Origin of the sequence: Methylococcus sp. EFPC2 (genome assembly GCF_016925495.1) — a bacterium.
In the GTDB taxonomy this organism is placed as follows: domain Bacteria; phylum Pseudomonadota; class Gammaproteobacteria; order Methylococcales; family Methylococcaceae; genus EFPC2.
Genome location: NZ_CP070491.1, coordinates 630,756 through 645,612, shown reverse-complemented (window position 1 = coordinate 645,612; position 14,857 = coordinate 630,756). Strand labels below are relative to the sequence as shown.

At 57.4% G+C, this 14,857-nt stretch carries 16 protein-coding genes; 6 read left to right on the top strand and 10 right to left on the bottom strand.

The genetic code is table 11. From position 1 onward, the window contains the following. Window positions 1-283 precede the first annotated feature (283 nt). Window positions 284-1,411 carry a DUF2235 domain-containing protein gene (locus tag JWZ97_RS02920; protein ID WP_205433294.1) on the bottom strand — a complete coding sequence of 376 codons (1,128 nt, stop codon included), beginning with the start codon at window positions 1,409-1,411 and terminating at the stop codon, window positions 284-286. A 15-nt stretch (window positions 1,412-1,426) separates the two neighbouring features. Further along, window positions 1,427-2,635: a hypothetical protein gene (locus JWZ97_RS02915; RefSeq protein WP_205433293.1), complete on the bottom strand. Its 1,209-nt coding sequence runs from the start codon at window positions 2,633-2,635 to the stop codon at window positions 1,427-1,429. 368 nt (window positions 2,636-3,003) lie between these two features. Here JWZ97_RS02915 and JWZ97_RS02910 point away from each other — a divergent pair, with 368 nt between their 5' ends. Both JWZ97_RS02910 and JWZ97_RS02905 read left to right on the top strand, forming a co-directional pair. After that, window positions 3,004-3,201, top strand: a complete 198-nt coding sequence (locus JWZ97_RS02910; protein WP_205433292.1) for a DUF5655 domain-containing protein — start codon at window positions 3,004-3,006, stop codon at window positions 3,199-3,201. A 291-nt stretch (window positions 3,202-3,492) separates the two neighbouring features. After that, entirely contained in the window at window positions 3,493-4,068 is a 576-nt protein-coding gene (locus JWZ97_RS02905; protein WP_205433291.1) for a nuclease-related domain-containing protein, read from the top strand. Here the strand turns inward: JWZ97_RS02905 and JWZ97_RS02900 are convergent. The 4 genes from JWZ97_RS02900 to JWZ97_RS02885 form a co-directional block, all read right to left on the bottom strand. Next, window positions 3,966-4,748 (bottom strand): alpha/beta fold hydrolase, encoded by a 783-nt coding sequence (locus JWZ97_RS02900; RefSeq protein ID WP_205433290.1) that lies wholly within the window; start codon window positions 4,746-4,748, stop codon window positions 3,966-3,968. The two genes, JWZ97_RS02905 and JWZ97_RS02900, sit on opposite strands and share 103 nt — an antisense overlap. Before the next feature lie 223 nt (window positions 4,749-4,971). After that, window positions 4,972-5,310, bottom strand: a complete 339-nt coding sequence (locus JWZ97_RS02895; protein ID WP_205433289.1) for a hypothetical protein — start codon at window positions 5,308-5,310, stop codon at window positions 4,972-4,974. Window positions 5,311-5,455: 145 nt separating this feature from the next. Beyond that, complete coding sequence (locus tag JWZ97_RS02890) at window positions 5,456-6,016, bottom strand: VPLPA-CTERM sorting domain-containing protein (protein WP_205433288.1); 561 nt, start codon at window positions 6,014-6,016, stop codon at window positions 5,456-5,458. An 84-nt stretch (window positions 6,017-6,100) separates the two neighbouring features. After that, window positions 6,101-6,430: a hypothetical protein gene (locus JWZ97_RS02885; protein ID WP_205433287.1), complete on the bottom strand. Its 330-nt coding sequence runs from the start codon at window positions 6,428-6,430 to the stop codon at window positions 6,101-6,103. A gap of 277 nt (window positions 6,431-6,707) precedes the next feature. On the opposite strand from JWZ97_RS02885, the gene JWZ97_RS02880 reads away from it, so the two are divergent. Both JWZ97_RS02880 and JWZ97_RS02875 read left to right on the top strand, forming a co-directional pair. After that, complete coding sequence (locus JWZ97_RS02880) at window positions 6,708-7,805, top strand: sensor histidine kinase (RefSeq protein ID WP_205433286.1); 1,098 nt, start codon at window positions 6,708-6,710, stop codon at window positions 7,803-7,805. Further along, window positions 7,748-8,611, top strand: coding sequence for a LytTR family DNA-binding domain-containing protein (locus tag JWZ97_RS02875; RefSeq protein ID WP_240342454.1), 864 nt, complete (start codon window positions 7,748-7,750; stop codon window positions 8,609-8,611). Before JWZ97_RS02880 ends, JWZ97_RS02875 begins: the two co-directional genes overlap by 58 nt. Before the next feature lie 91 nt (window positions 8,612-8,702). Here JWZ97_RS02875 and ycaC read toward each other — a convergent pair whose 3' ends face one another. Further along, window positions 8,703-9,329, bottom strand: a complete 627-nt coding sequence (gene ycaC / locus JWZ97_RS02870) for an isochorismate family cysteine hydrolase YcaC (protein WP_205433285.1) — start codon at window positions 9,327-9,329, stop codon at window positions 8,703-8,705. Between the two features lie 78 nt (window positions 9,330-9,407). Continuing rightward, window positions 9,408-10,112, bottom strand: coding sequence for a pirin family protein (locus JWZ97_RS02865; RefSeq protein WP_240342564.1), 705 nt, complete (start codon window positions 10,110-10,112; stop codon window positions 9,408-9,410). Between JWZ97_RS02865 and JWZ97_RS19925 the strand changes: the two genes are divergently transcribed. Together JWZ97_RS19925 and JWZ97_RS02855 are read left to right on the top strand one after the other, a co-directional pair. Continuing rightward, the gene (locus JWZ97_RS19925) at window positions 10,020-10,565 is read left to right on the top strand and encodes a LysR substrate-binding domain-containing protein (protein ID WP_240342453.1); all 546 of its coding nucleotides are present in this window, start codon (window positions 10,020-10,022) and stop codon (window positions 10,563-10,565) included. The two genes, JWZ97_RS02865 and JWZ97_RS19925, sit on opposite strands and share 93 nt — an antisense overlap. A gap of 612 nt (window positions 10,566-11,177) precedes the next feature. Continuing rightward, the gene (locus tag JWZ97_RS02855; RefSeq protein WP_205433282.1) at window positions 11,178-12,038 is read left to right on the top strand and encodes a helix-turn-helix domain-containing protein; all 861 of its coding nucleotides are present in this window, start codon (window positions 11,178-11,180) and stop codon (window positions 12,036-12,038) included. A 7-nt stretch (window positions 12,039-12,045) separates the two neighbouring features. Here JWZ97_RS02855 and JWZ97_RS02850 read toward each other — a convergent pair whose 3' ends face one another. After that, window positions 12,046-13,335: an MFS transporter gene (locus JWZ97_RS02850; RefSeq protein WP_205433281.1), complete on the bottom strand. Its 1,290-nt coding sequence runs from the start codon at window positions 13,333-13,335 to the stop codon at window positions 12,046-12,048. 259 nt (window positions 13,336-13,594) lie between these two features. Further along, window positions 13,595-14,803, bottom strand: a complete 1,209-nt coding sequence (locus JWZ97_RS02845; RefSeq protein ID WP_205433280.1) for an OmpA family protein — start codon at window positions 14,801-14,803, stop codon at window positions 13,595-13,597. Between the last annotated feature and the right edge of the window lie 54 nt (window positions 14,804-14,857).

The window sequence follows — 14,857 nt, the reverse complement described above, 5'->3', positions numbered from 1 at the left end:
GGAAACAGCGTATTGGGCAGAAAAACGGGCTGGAATCCTGGGGGAACTTCGATCGTCAGAGCCCGCTACGGGAAAACCACCGAGTGTCGGGCAAGCTTGGTCGGTCGTGGGCGCAGGCAGCGACGGCCGACATGGTTCCGGCGCCGCCGATAAGGTTCAATCTTCAAGCTCCATGGCGCGTTCAGTCACTTGCAAGCACCGAACGCGTTGGCGCCGGCCCACGCCGACCGAGGTGTGCGGTCGTCGCTCCCCGCGTCGCGTCGCCCGAGTCGATCCGGCTACGTTAGCGCGCGGTCCGCGACGCATCCGCCGCGCAGCATTTCGTCAGCGACTCGACTTGATAGCCGGTCGCTGCGCCGGCAGTGATCGCACGACGGTAGTTTCCAGCCCAGCCGACGCGGGTCAATTCCTCGCGAGTGGTTTTCGGCAGCACGAAGCCGAGAACGGCCGGAATTTTGACGAGCAGTATTGTGGGCAGCCGATAACCGATACTCAGCGTATCATGCTGACTTTCATGAGGATTCGGGTTTACCGCGGGGTTCGTGACTTTGTTCAGATCCAGGCAGAGACCTCGTGCACAGGCTTTTTGCGCCATCCAGTCCAGGGCGACGTCAGCCAATCCGGTTTCCGCATAGCCGCCGCCGACATCGGAATGGACACCGGGAAACCAGCGTTCTTCGAAGTCGGCCGGATCATGCGAGGAACTGAGCTCCCAAAGCGTCGGACGAAACGGCCAGCGCTGTTCGTCGATCGCCACGGCATGGGCCGCGGAGCGGATAGTGGCGCTGAGCTTGGTATCATGAAAACTGCATTTGAACAGCTTGTCGATGATCCAGCCGATCACCACGCCATAGGGCGCCCCCAGCGCGCCGACCGTGTCCCAGACCCCCAGAAAGTGCACACTCTTTTCCGGCCACCCGTGATCTGCTTGAAATTTCTCGGCGCTCTCGGAGCCCGGGCGCCAATCCGGTGCTGTGTCGCGATAATGGTCGTAGGCTTCGTCGATCAGGTAGAACTTGGCACGCTTCAGAATACCGAGATTATGGATAAACCCCGCGATACTACGAGCGGTAAACGCCCCGCGGCTGAATCCGAAAAGAAACACACGGTCACCCGGCTGATAGTTGCTGCAAATGAATTTGTAGCCTTCCTTGACGTTGTCGGAAATCCCGTAGCCGAACCCGCCACCGCGGATACGTTCCCATGTGCGGGTTCCCACACCCCGAATATAGGTCACGATTTGCGGATTTCCTGTCGCGTCGAACGGATAAACCGCTTCGAACAGCTTGGCGACATTGGTGGGACAGGGAATGCCTTTTGACTGCTCGTTCGGCGTATTCCAGGTACCGTCGCAGAATACGACGATATTTTTCGGACGATCGGCTGTTTCGCAGACTATGTCGGTGCTCATGGCATCTTCCCCGTGTTATTTGGCCAAGGTATATAGAAGTTTACGATAGTTGGTCGCATGATGCTGGGTAAAGATGCCGTCATGCCGGATACTCGGATCGTCGGCGCCGGATACCGCGATCAGGTTGCCGGCTGAAATATAGTTAATCGAGTCTGCCGTCGCTGCCGGCTCGCCGGCCGGTTTGCTTGTGAAGAAATGTTCATCGAGGTTTTTGAAATAACCTTGAATTTTCCCTTCCACGCGGTCTTTTACCCTCTCGGCGACCTGCGCCCTAAGTATTTTAAGGCCACCGATTCCGGCTTCGACAACCTTACGCTCTGCTACCGGCAAATCATGAATATATTCTGCTGCAATGTCGCGGAGCGGCTCGTCGATAAATTCGACGGTGATCGGTAACTGTGGTACCCAATCAAGCGCGTTGTTGACGACATAGGAAAGCCCGCGGTTAGCGGCGATCTTCGCGAAATCCATACTGTATTGCCAATTGCCCGGTTTGGGTTGAGCAAACAAATAAGACTTCAAACCAAAACCCTGCAAGCCGTAGGTCGGATCGCGCATGGCGTAATGAAGAAAGGAATGCGTTAGGGTGGCGAGCGCGGCCCCCTGGCTATGCCCGGTGATATATACCCGGCTGCCGGCCGAAACCAGTTCCTTGAGTTTCCTCAGAATGCCGAGTTCCTTATGAAACATCAATACCGCCATACCGTAGCTGAAACCCAGGTGGGCTTCCGCACCGCTCGTTCCCGCCAATACCAGCGGCAAAACCCGATTTTGCCCGAGCGTGATTTCGGCATGCGTGGCGTTCAGCGAAGTCGCGAGCAGATCTTCCTTGATACTGTTCCAGTCTTCGATGGTTCCGCGGATCGCAATCGCAAAGACATTTTCCGCACCTTGTTTTTTCCAGAGCTTCCACGCGTTGTTGTACGGCCCAACGCCTTTTCTGCCGGCCTCTTGCGAGCCATCGAATTTCAGCTCCCAACCCGCGGCGCGGGAAGGGGTGGATGGTTCGCTCAGATCAATACAAAGCTCGATCATGTCTTTGGCTTCGGATATATCGAAACCTGAAGGCATGTCTTTGTCGAAATCGACCGAGGCCGGCGGCGCCGTTGTGACGGTTAAGGGAGTATTGGTTACGCCGGGTGGCGATGTCGATTTAACTTGGGTGCAGGCGGTGCCGCTCAAACCGAGTGCCAATATCACGCCCAGATCAAGGAATTTTTTCATTATGAGTCTCCGGGATGCGCTGATCGATGCAATTGCCCTATTATTAACCAGGCGCAAATGGCCGCACCCGAATGACACCCAAGTCATTGACATAGCGTTATCCATGAACATGGTATGGTATTAAAGGGCCACCTTAATAATATCCTGGGCCGGCCCAAGTTAATATCGAACACTGCGTGGTCGTTCCACGGACAGGTTGGTGTGTGCATTTCTGGGGTTCGAAACATGCCACCGCACTTTCATCCGGCCGCCAGAACCCCCATGCTTTCCAGCTATTCCACTGCCGATAAATCCACATAACTCCCAGAAGCACAAGGAATGTCATCGAATTTCAGCATCCTGGCAGGCCTCAGCCCGGAGCTCGCCAATTGGGTTCGCGTGCCGAGCGCTATTTTCCGGATGCCCCCAATACCTCGAAAGACCTCTACGAGGAAGTGAAGTCCTTCCTGCCAGCGCTGGGCGATGATGTGCAGGAGAAGGAACTGCAAAACTACTTTGCATTCCGCCGCATCAAGAATTTCGCCTGTACCGAGGTACACCCCGAAGCGGGTAAACTGTTGATCTAAGCGAAACTAACCCCCAAGAACATCACATTGTAGAAAGGCTTTATGAGGGACGTGACGGATATTGACCATTTCGGGACGGGTGATCTGGAAATCACCCTGCAGAATCCCGCCGACTTCGAGAAAGCCAAGCCATTGCTGATTGCCAGCTACGAAGCAAGCTGATCACTGTGGAGATTCGATGATGAAGCCAAGGACGAAATCCCCCATCAAAGCCAAACCCCTGCGCTATCCAGGGCAGTCGCTTGATAAACAGCGAGACGATTTGGTCTATGACAAGATTTGGGGCCATACATGATTGCCGGATTCACGGTCCTACTCGCCGGCCTGGAATGGTGGCGATACTTTCATCCGGCGCCGTTCAACCCCATTGTTTATTCCGCATTTGCCATCTTGTTCGTGTTCTACGCGGCGTGGCAAACCTGGCGCACCTTGCCGACACTTCGGAAGCTTCGGCAGGCAAGCGAAGGCGAAAAGGCAGTAGGCCAGTTCCTGGAACGTTTGCGGGAAAATGGCTATCAGGTTTTCCACGACGTGGTTGGCCAGGGGTTCAATCTGGATCACGTGTTGATCGGCCCTGGCGGGATTTTCACGGTTGAAACTAAAACGCTGAGCAAACCGGCACGGGGCGAGGCGAAAATTTTGTTCGACGGTGATAAGGTCACGGTGGCCGGATGTGAACCCGACCGCAATCCCATCATTCAGGCCAAGTCACAGGCGAAATGGTCGTCTGAACTTCTACACATGACTGGGTGCGAACTGGATCGCTATTGTGAAAGAACGTCGCGAATTACCGAAATAATCGCCTCGGGTTTTTCCAGCGGAATGCCATGGCCACTGTCAACCCATATCTGTTTGCTGCCAGGATAAAGGCGCGCAATGTCCTTGCGTTTCTCGTTCGCGTCATCGGCCAATGTGGACTTTTCCTTCATGGGTTGCAAAGCGCTTAATACGGCTACGGGTTTTCCGGTGAAGCTTGCTAGCCGCAAAATTTCTTCTCCCGTGACATCGATTGCATTTAGCTCTTCTTTTTCCACGGACGACATCGCCACACCGAACATGACTCGCAACCAGATAGGCCAGTTCTCGAAGGAACCTGCGCCTTTGAGTTGTTCAGGATGGGTGGAGTCAACCAGCACGAGAGCGCTTACTTCGTCGGGGTAGCGCCGAGCAAACAACTGCATGTACAAACCGCCCAACGAATGTCCCACCAGAACATAAGGAGGATTCAAATCCTTGCTTTTCAGCAGTGAGCGCAATTCATCGACGATGTGCATGCCGTCGCGCGGCGTTGATACAGGATCGCTTTTCCCGTAACCGGGCCGGTCGTAGGCGAAAGCGGTGGTGTTTTTCGCGACCTCCGGAAAGACCTTCGTCCACCAATCCATCGTTCCGCCAAGGCCATTTTCAAAGACGACCGTCTTGTTTCCGTTTCGGGTTAGTGCGTACTCAACGCGTCGGTTGTCGATTTGAGCCGTGGTCTTGTCCGGCAACGACGCACAACCGGACACCATCGTCGCCAGCAACAGGGAAATTGTGAATCTATTCATTGGCCATTACTCCATTTCCACGCGCACCCCATAATCGTCGCCATGTAGCAACCTCGCTGGTCACATAGAACAGGTAGAAAACGGGCATTCCCAAATTCCCTATTCTGGCTTGGCCAACCGGGACTATAAGGATTTTTCAAAAATGAATTCGATGATCTTGTTTTTCCGCTCAAGACACTCCCATCGTCTGAAGCACGGAAAAATGGCATTTTCGCTATCCGAATCACGGCTCAAACGATTTGTAGAGCGACACCAGACGTTGCTCGAAATCAATATATCGCTGCTCTGCGCCGGTCGCAGTCAGGAATGCGAGATTCATTTCATGGCGTCCGATATAGTCCATGGGAACATCCCAATCCGGCTTGCGAGAACCGTCAATCGTGGAAAACTCGGGTGAGGGACCGATAAAATCCAGATAATCCTTGTCTGCAAGCTGCCCCGCAGCTCGTAGTTTTTCGGCTACCGAAACGAGTTCGGAATATCGAATATTACGCGGGCTTTTACCGGCCATGATTTGAGCGACCGCTTCGCGATCAACAATGCGATCGTCTCTTTCACTCAACGATTTTCCTAATGACGAGATCGTGACCGTAGCCGACGCAACGGCTGTTAGTTCCCGTGAAACAGCCGGTCGAGCCCTCGCTATAGTGCTCATTGCAGTCTGCAATAGAGGGCTGCCGGGAATTTTCATCAGTTTGACCTCAGCATTAAGAACTCATGCGACGCCGTACGAAACCCAGCACGGCGAGCCCCCCGGTAAACATCATCCAGCTCGCCGGCAACGGCACGGCGCTGACCGCCTCGTATGTCAGGTCGTCGATCGAAAAGCCTTCGAAACCGCCTCTGAAGTAAATTTTATCGACGAGTCCGGAATAGTCAGACGCCAGCCATTCCAGGCCAAGAGGAGAGCGCAAATACTGGAGGCTGTGTACCATTTTGCCCTGGTACCAAAGCTCAATTGCCGTCAGGGGAAACTCATCCTGGGGCACGGCATACGCCTTGTAATACGTGCCTTGAAACACTACCGGCGAATGATCGAAGCTGACCATACCTTCATGTCCATAAAATGTTTTTAGGCCATTCCCTCCCAAGTCCTTATCAGCGATACCGACGCCACCCAACGAGGCCCATCCCAATATTCCGCCATACCCATCCGTCAGATCATTCGGAGATATATCTTCGAATGTCACGACGGTTGATGCATGTGCCGACATGGATAGCCCTAAGGTAAGTACCGAGGCCAGAAGCCTTTGTTTTTTCGTCACCATTTCTACTCCTATCAAGTCAGTAACAAACCATCACAAGTTCAACACATAGCGAAATTCAATCGCTGAATATCTGTGTATTGCCCCTTAGCATTTCCCCGCTCTTTTAAGTAGTGCATTGCAATTATTAACAGCGCCCTTGCCACCGAGCTCGTTGCAAATTGCATCGGAGGATTCTCTACCCGAGGCATAGGAAAAATAGCCTTCCACATAGCAGGTGTACTTTTTCCCTGCCTTGGTCGTTGCCAGATACGTCGCCTGCGCTCCATCATTCTGGCGATCGGAAATGGTAAATTCGCTTTTATCCAGCCCCAGAGCGAACGCGGTGCGTTTAACGATCACATCATCCGTAGCCAGCGTCGCACACCCCGTCGCTGCAACAGTAACAAGCACTGAAAATAATCTTTTTATTTTCATTTCTTAACTTCTCTTATCGATAATTGCGCACGTTTCTCATCCCTCGATCCCGACGACGGGATGTACGGTTAGAACGTATTTCTTGAATGCCACATAGTGAGCACAGGAGGTACCAACTGTGTAGTTGGTCGCATTGTAAAAACAGATGCTTGCAAATTCTCTTCAATTTCTTTCAACCGTCGCCATGGGACGGCGGAGGAGAAAAAATTCTGCGAATAGCGATTAATCGACGACGAACTGCACTCGAACAAGTGCCTGGGAAGGAGATAATGCCTACATGAATACGACTGCCGACATTGCCGTCACCACCGACGACACAACAGTATCCTGCGGCATCATGCAGGCCGCGCTACGACTCAATTTGCTGTACTGGCTTTGCATGTTTGTCGCGGACAGCATCCTGGGCTACTTCATCAGCATCGATCCGATCGAATCCGCCCCGCTCAAAGTCGTGCTATTCGGAATAAGCGCGGTAATGACCTACCTGATGGCGAGGTTGTTAATACGCATGCGTCATCGACTGTCATTCTTGCAAAAGGCGCTACTGTGCTTTCTGATGACGGCCGTCACCGCCCCGATCTATACGGCAATCGACTTCATCAACTACACCATTTGCCAATATCCCAAAACCGTCGCATTCGACCCGCTTTACTCCGGCTACACGCTGATTGAAGGCGCCTCCATGCTGTTCGGATGGAGTTGTTTATTTGTCGCGGTGCTCGACAACTTTGAAGTGCTCGAACGCGAACGACTTCTGGCCATTGCACGTAAAGAAGCGCTTGCCGCTCAGATGCAGGCCCTCCGCTACCAGATCAATCCGCATTTTCTGTTCAACACGCTCAACTCCATTGCCGGGCTGATTGAGGAAGGAGCGGCCACACGCGCCGAACGCATGGTGCTGTCACTCTCGACCTTCATGCGCACCACGCTCTCGCTCGACCCCATGCACGATGTGTCGCTCGCCGATGAAATCTCCCTCCAGGAAGAGTATCTGGAGATTGAACGCGAGCGATTCTCCGACCGCATGACATTCAAGATCGACATCCCCGATAACGTGGGCAACGCGCTCGTGCCCAGCCTCATCCTCCAACCAGTGATCGAAAATGCCATCAAGCACGGCGTCGGTGCCACCAGCGGCCCTGTCGAGATCGTGCTCAGTGCCTACTGCAACGCCGACCGACTGCGCATCACCGTAGAAAACGATATGCCGCGCGACGATGCGACAGAAAACCGCTCTCCGGGCATGGGCGTCGGACTGCGCAACGTCGAAGAACGCCTGCGTGCCAGGTTTCAAGAAGAGGCGCACTTTTCAGCCGGATGTATTTCACCAAGCCGCTACCGCGTCGCCATGGACCTCCCCTGGAGGCAAGCATGACGGGGCTCACCGTTCTCGTTGTGGATGACGAACCGCTCGCCCGGCGCAGGCTGGTTCGTCTGTTGGGCAAACTGGATTGGATCGGCCGCATCGAACAAGCCGCGGATGTGATAGAAGCCCGCCTTAAAACACTCCAATTACAGCCGGACATCCTGCTTTTGGATATCCTGATGCCCGGAGGCAGCGGTTTCGACGTATTGGAACAATTAGGCCCGGAACCACCCATCGTCGTCTTCGTCACCGCGTTCGATCACCATGCGTTGCGTGCATTCGAAGCCAACGCCGTCGACTACCTCACCAAACCCATCGAACCCGGTCGTTTTGGGTTGGCGATGGAACGGGCAAAATCCGCCGTCGCCGCGCGCAACCAAACCGACCGTATCGCCGAATTGCAAGAAACCATCGCCGCCCTCAAACGCGCCCTGTGTTCACAAACCAAGCAAAACCACGAATTCTGGGTCAAGGTTCGTGGAGAACACATCCGCATTACGCAAGACCACATAACCAGAATCCAGGCCGAACGCGACTATGTGCGCATTCATGTCAAAGGGACGGAATACCTCTACCACGAAACGCTGACCGCCCTGGAACAACGCCTAAACCCGGAAGACTTCATTCGCGTCCACCGCAGCGCCATCGTGCGGCGCAACGCCATTGCGCGCATCAAAAAAGCGCCGTTCGCCGCCATGATCGCCGTCATGAAAGACGGCGCCGAAGTTAGGATAGGCAGGACTTACGCCACCGTCGTGCGGAACCAACTCACCAAGAATCGGGAAATTAATCCAGCAAACGAACCACGTTTATAGAACGGGGTTTTGCCTGATGCACCCGAGAGGGGTGCATCAGGCAAAACCTTGAATAAGAAATATATCCAGTTGGGTGTGGCCGATGTGGATATCAGCTTTGCGCCTTCAACGTGGTGTAGCTGGTGATCAGGTTGCGGTAGTCGGGGATGTGGCTGGAGAACAAGGCGCCCAAGCCTTCGACGTCGTTGCGCCAGTCGCGGTGCAGTTCGCAGGCGACCCCGAACCAGGTGATCAACTGGGCGCCCGCCGCCGACACGCGATCCCAGGCGGATTGCCGGGTGAGTTCGTTGAAGGTGCCGGAAGCGTCGGTCACCACGAACACGTCGTAACCCTCCTCCAGTGCGGAGAGTGTGGGGAAAGCCACGCAGACCTCGGTGACCACGCCGGCGATGATGAGCTGCTTCCTGCCTGTGGCCTTGACCGCACTCACGAAATCTTCGTTGTCCCAGGCGTTGATCTGGCCCGGCCGGGCGATATACGGTGCATCCGGGAATATCTCCTTCAACTCGGGCACCAGCGGACCGTTGGGGCCGTCCTCGAAACTGGTGGTGAGTATGGTCGGCAGCTCGAAGTATTTCGCCAGGTCGGCCAGGGCCAGGACATTGTTCTTGAACCGGTCAGGCTCGATATCCCGCACCAGGGACAACAGCCCGGCCTGGTGGTCGACCAGCAGAACGGCGGCATTGTTCTTGTCGAGACGAACATAGGGTTTACTCATGCTTAAGACTCCTTTGCTAAGGTTGGGGGGTGCCTGGGCACCGGATTGCCCGGCCGTCCTCGGGCGGCCGGGCGGAAGCTAGCTCGCCATCCGGCCGAAGCGGCCGCCGTTGAAATCGGCGATGGCCTGCTCGATCTCTTCCCGGCTGTTCATCACGAACGGCCCGTAACCGGCGATGGGTTCGGCTATGGGCTCGCCGCTCAGCAGCAGCACCGAGGCGTCGTTGCTGGCCTCGACAATCAGGCCGTCCCCGGCCTGATCCAGCACGACCATCTGCGCTTCCCGAGCGACCGTGCCGTCGTTCACCGAGATCGTACCGTGCAGGACGATCAGCGCCGCGTTCCATCCCTCGGGCAACGCCAACTCAAGCGTGCCTCCTTGTGTCAGTCGGATGTCCCAGACCTGCATGGGCGAGAATGTCCGGGCCGGGCCGGCATGCCCGCCATACTCGCCCGCAATCACGCGCAAGGTTCCGGCGCCGCCGGGCAGATCCACGGTCGGGATGTCGCGAGCCAGGATGGCCTGGTAGCCCGGCGCGGTCATCTTGTCCTTGGCCGGCAAATTCACCCACAGTTGCACCATTTCCAGTGCGCCGCCCGATTGCGTGAAGGCCGGGGAGTGGAACTCCTCGTGCAGGATGCCGGCGCCCGCCGTCATCCATTGCACGTCGCCGGGGCCGATGACGCCGCCTTGGCCCGTCGAATCGCGGTGCGCCACCTCGCCCTTGTAGACGAGGGTGACCGTCTCGAAGCCGCGATGCGGGTGCGGCCGCCGCCGCTGCAGGACAGCGACCTGGTGATGCGCGTGCTGGCCGACCGTGGCCAATGTCTGGTCGCCGGTCCGGCGCTGATCGGACGTCTGGGCGTACCGCAAACACCCGCCGACCTGGCGGAATGGCCCAGCCTGGGGCTGGGCGGTCCGCAGCAGGAATATGTCTGGAATCTGTTCGGACCCGACGGAGCGCAGGCCGCGATCCACCATAGGCCGCGCTACGTTACCGGCGACATGATCGCCCTGCGCGGCGCGACGCTCGCCGGTGTCGGCATCGTGCAGTTGCCGGTGATGATGGTACGCGACCGGTTGGCCGAGAATACGCTGGTTCGGCTGCTGCCGGACTGGGCGCCACGCCGGGAAATCATTCATGCCGTGTTTCCCTCCAGGCGGGGGCTGCTACCCTCCGTCCGGAGCTTGATCGACTATATCGCGCAGCGTTTTGCCATCATGGGCGAGGACTAAACCGTGGGTATCCGGCGCAAAGAGCGCTGACAGGCGTCCGCCATCCTTGGCGTCGGATTACGGCAACCGGAACTGACGGTCCCCTACCGCCTTTGTGGCTGGCCTTGACGCAGTATTTCTCCACATCGTCATCACATCCGCCATTTTCCGTGGCATCACTACTTTCCTCACTTTGGAAACAACACAGTGACGGTGAAGCGATGCCCGAAGCCGGGCTGCCTCGGGATTTCTCCGGGTAATAGCGTCTGCCGAGAGAAAAGGCGCCCGGATTCTGCAATTGCTTCGACAACTCCGCTTCGCTGGCTTGGATGTCATGGGGCCGGATTAATATTTCCGAAACGGAATGCGAGCTAATTTACCCGACCGACGTTACGGCCAGTTATGCAGTTTTCGTCAAAAAGCTGGTATAACGAAACCGCTGGAATAAGCCCTCAACCAAACATGGATGCGCCTATGCGCGAGAGAGCGTTTTACAGTCCACCCGGGGATTCCTGGGTACCAATATTGGCAAGAACCGGTCGCTTCGGAACTGACGACCCTTTTCTGCACGAAGAAGCCGTGCGGCCCATAGAGGTGATCTGCACCCCTCTGGGCCGAAGGTACCGGTTCGACATGGCCTATCTCGTGACCCCCAATGTGATGCTGCATCACGCCAGCATCGGCGCGCCACTCCGGGGGCGCGGTTCCTTGCCGCCGGGCATGCTGACATTGTGCGTGCCGGTGCGCCTGGCTGCAGCTAGCACTTTCGGGAAATCGCCGTTGCAGGAACCCGAGATGCCCTGTTCGATAGGCGGCGCGCTGGATGTGGTGTTCGCCGAAGGTCAGACCCACTTCGTCGTGATGATAGCCCTGGATCTGCTGCGGCGATCCCTGCCCGACGATGACTGCAAAACCCTGGAGCGCACCGCGGCAACCCTGTTGCTGCCAGCTTCCACCGCCTCGCTGGAACGGTTCGCCAGTTGGCTGCGCCGGGTATTGTCGGAAGCGCTGATCCACCCGCAAATGCTGCACTTCCCGGAGGCAATACGGTCATTCGAGGAAGACCTGGTAAGGCAATTGGCCGCAGCGATCGACTACCGGCCGCCGAAACCTTTGACCGAGAGGCCTTTCAACCGAGCTCGTGGACTCGACCGGGCGCTGGATTACCTTCACTCGAGGGAACTCAATGGGATTTCGCTGCCCGCTCTGTGTGAAGCGGTGGCTGTGAGCCAGAGAACGCTGGAGCGGGCGTTCCAGGATACGTTCGACATGAGCGCCCGCGACTACCTGAAGCTAAGGCGCCTCCACGCCGTCCGCCGCCAATTGATGGCGACCGACAAGGGCGGGGCGAAGATTGCGGATATCGCTTTTGCGCATGGATTCTACGAGCTGGGCCGATTCGCCGTCGTTTACGCGCAGCTCTTCGGCGAGCGTCCATCGGAGACTCTCGGCCGCACATTTCCGGAGCCCCGAGCGGTACTCATAGGGGCCTGAGCCGGGTCTAACCTTCCGCGAGTATCGAATCGGCCTGGGGTTCGCCGCCGACTGCCGACTCCGGTTCCCGCACTCCCGCCAGAACCACAGCCCCCGCCACCAGGAATAACAGCAGCGACAGCAAGCCGGCTTTGGGCGTTCCGGCGGCGGCACTGAGGGCGCCAAACAACGCCGGGCCCACGGCCGCGGACAAACGCCCCGCGAAGGCATTGAAGCCAAAAAATTCGGCGGCCTGGCCGGGAGGAACCAATCGCGCGTACATGCCTCGCAGTAGAGCCTGGGTGGAACCCATCACCGTTGCCAGCAGTGCCACGACCAGGACCGCAGCGGGCAAACCTTGTCCGAATGCCATCACACCGATGGCCGCAACCCAGAACCCCAAGGTAGCAAGCAGGGCCGTGCCGGCCGAGGTCCGATGAGCGAGGATGCCGAACAAGGCGGTCGCCGGCAATGCGATCACGTGGTAAGCCATCGCCAGCCACAGCAGATGGGTGACCGAGAGCCCGAAGATGTCGCGGAGATAAATCCCGGTGAAAAACAATACGGTGACAATGGCGTCGTTGATTAGGTAAGCGCCCAGCAAAAAGCGCATCGTCCTGCGATGGGAACGCCAGGCACGCAGCGTCTCCAACGGACGCAGCAAGGGGTGCCGTTCCGCCTCCGATACGGGTGCTGCGGGGACCCGGCGCAGGCCGCGACAGGCCGGAATGGCCAACAGCGCGAACAGGAGAGCAACCCAAGGGAAGGAGTCGATCAGCCCGGAAGCCTGTCCGCCGGACACATTGGGACTGCTCATCCCTATCGCGACCGACAACGCGGCAATCCCGCCCAGGAAGCCCAGTGCCCAGCCGAAACTCGACAGCTTTTCAGCGCCGCCCCACAGATTGCCCAAGCGCTCCACGTAGGCGTCATAGATCGCGATGGCGACGGTAAAACTCACCTGGGCCACGATGAACAGCGCCGCGGCCTGCAGGATCTCGCCGCGTCCCGCCAGCGGAAGCAGGGCCGTCGCGAGGCAGCACAGCAGGCTGAAGGCGGCTAGCACGGCAGCGTGCGTCCGCCGCCCGTCGGCAAGGGCCCCCGCAAATGGTGCCACCATCCCGGCCATCAGCACCGAAATGCCGGCCAGACCTCCCCAGAGCGCCTGGGCATCCGGCCGACCCTCAGCGACGACCGAGGTGAAATAAAGTGGAAGCAGTCCGGCGGGGACCACAGCGCCATAGGTGGAACTGGCGATATCGTACAAAGCCCACGATGCTAGGGTCTTGCGGTGTTGCGCAGGTATCTTTTCTGTCATCCTTAAAATCCGCTAAGGGTGATCAACCGGCTGGTTCGAAACATGGGAATGGGAGCCGGGCCAAAAGTTACGGCGTACCAAGAATGCCCCAAGCCGCCGCGGGGAAAGGTTTTGCCTTCCGCGAAAGCGTATTGATGGGAGGGACGCTCACTTCGCGCCGTGAGCGTCCCTCCCATGACTGGTCTTCATACGCGGGGCGACGAAAGAGCCTTCATGACTATCAAGTTGAATCAAGTACTGCTTATCCTCCACCGCGCCATTACTTGATCACTTTCAGTTCCACGCGGCGATTCAACGCCCTGCCCTCGTCCGTGTCATTGTCGGCGACCGGCCTGCTTTCGCCGAAACCTTGCGCGGTCAGACGGTTCGGCGCGACGCCATGACGGATGAAATAATCGCGAACCGCTTCGGCACGGCGTTGCGACAGATCCAGGTTGTGCGCCTCCGAAGCCCGGCTGTCGGTGTGACCGTCCACTTCCACGCGCAGCCCCGGGTTGACTTCGAATACCCTGGCCGCGTCGTCGAGCTCGGGATAGCTGACCGGCTTGATGGTAGCCTTATCGGTATCGAACAGAACATTGTTGAGCACCCAGCAGCCTTTCCGGTTCACCTTGGCTCCCCTGGGGCTGTCCGGGCACTGGTCGTTGCAATCGTTGACCCCGTCGCCATCGGAATCGCGGATCGAGCAGTCATCGACCACACCGGGCTTGAGGAAGACTTTCGTCACGAAATCGGCAGCGCCGGCACGGGATGCGACCTCACCAGCAGATGAGCTTGTCCCGCATCCGGCAATGCTAGGCAACGATCCCATCAGGGTCTGGCCCGGTTCGCCCGGATTGCCAACCCAGACCGTGTGCAGACAGAGTCGATCACCGTACTGCTGTTTCAGCTGTTCGACCGCTTTATGGGGGTCGCCCGTGGTTTGCTTGCCGTCACTCACCAGGATGATCGCGGTCTTACCCTGGGCGGTCTGCAAATCGCCGGCGGCCGCATTCAACGCATCGGCCATCGGCGAGCCACCACTCGAACATTCCTGGCTGTCCAAGGCGCTCTGAAACGAAGTCGGAGAATATGCCGCCAGCGGCGCGTTCAATCGGGTGAAACTCCACCCCAAACACGGTCCGAAGCCGAAGGTTCGAAGACCGGAGTTGAGTTTCAGGGCCGGGATGGTCTTGTTCACTCGGCTCAGTAATTCCTTTTCGATGTTGAACTTGTCCGCCGAGGAAGTTTCGGGAAAACCGGCGCCGAAATAAATGTCATCCATAGACCCGGAGGCGTCCAGAATGACGAGGAAATTGTCGACTTTCTGCTTGTACTCGCCCGACTTGACCTTAGGGTTGAGATCCTCGGGAGTGAATGCCTGAAAGCTGGCCAGCGGCTGACTGGCACAGCCGGAAAGCATGGCCAGTATCGCTGGCAGCAAAATTCCGCACAGTTTGAGCGGGGTTCTTTTTCGTGGGTCGTTCATGGCCTTGTCCTGTCGTCTTATTCGTGGTTGTTGATACCCAGGAGGCTGCGTCCT

Excerpts from the sequence above, each read along its gene's own strand:
- JWZ97_RS02920 (WP_205433294.1), bottom strand. The coding sequence starts at position 1,411 with ATGAGCACCGACATAGTCTGCGAAACAGCCGATCGTCCGAAAAATATC.
- JWZ97_RS02875 (WP_240342454.1), top strand. The coding sequence starts at position 7,748 with ATGTATTTCACCAAGCCGCTACCGCGTCGCCATGGACCTCCCCTGGAG.
- JWZ97_RS02855 (WP_205433282.1), top strand. The coding sequence starts at position 11,178 with ATGGCCTATCTCGTGACCCCCAATGTGATGCTGCATCACGCCAGCATC.
- ycaC (WP_205433285.1), bottom strand. The coding sequence starts at position 9,329 with ATGAGTAAACCCTATGTTCGTCTCGACAAGAACAATGCCGCCGTTCTG.
- JWZ97_RS02850 (WP_205433281.1), bottom strand. The coding sequence starts at position 13,335 with ATGACAGAAAAGATACCTGCGCAACACCGCAAGACCCTAGCATCGTGG.
- JWZ97_RS02915 (WP_205433293.1), bottom strand. The coding sequence starts at position 2,635 with ATGAAAAAATTCCTTGATCTGGGCGTGATATTGGCACTCGGTTTGAGC.
- JWZ97_RS02845 (WP_205433280.1), bottom strand. The coding sequence starts at position 14,803 with ATGAACGACCCACGAAAAAGAACCCCGCTCAAACTGTGCGGAATTTTG.
- JWZ97_RS02885 (WP_205433287.1), bottom strand. The coding sequence starts at position 6,430 with ATGAAAATAAAAAGATTATTTTCAGTGCTTGTTACTGTTGCAGCGACG.
- JWZ97_RS02880 (WP_205433286.1), top strand. The coding sequence starts at position 6,708 with ATGAATACGACTGCCGACATTGCCGTCACCACCGACGACACAACAGTA.
- JWZ97_RS02890 (WP_205433288.1), bottom strand. The coding sequence starts at position 6,016 with ATGGTGACGAAAAAACAAAGGCTTCTGGCCTCGGTACTTACCTTAGGG.
- JWZ97_RS02905 (WP_205433291.1), top strand. The coding sequence starts at position 3,493 with ATGATTGCCGGATTCACGGTCCTACTCGCCGGCCTGGAATGGTGGCGA.
- JWZ97_RS02900 (WP_205433290.1), bottom strand. The coding sequence starts at position 4,748 with ATGAATAGATTCACAATTTCCCTGTTGCTGGCGACGATGGTGTCCGGT.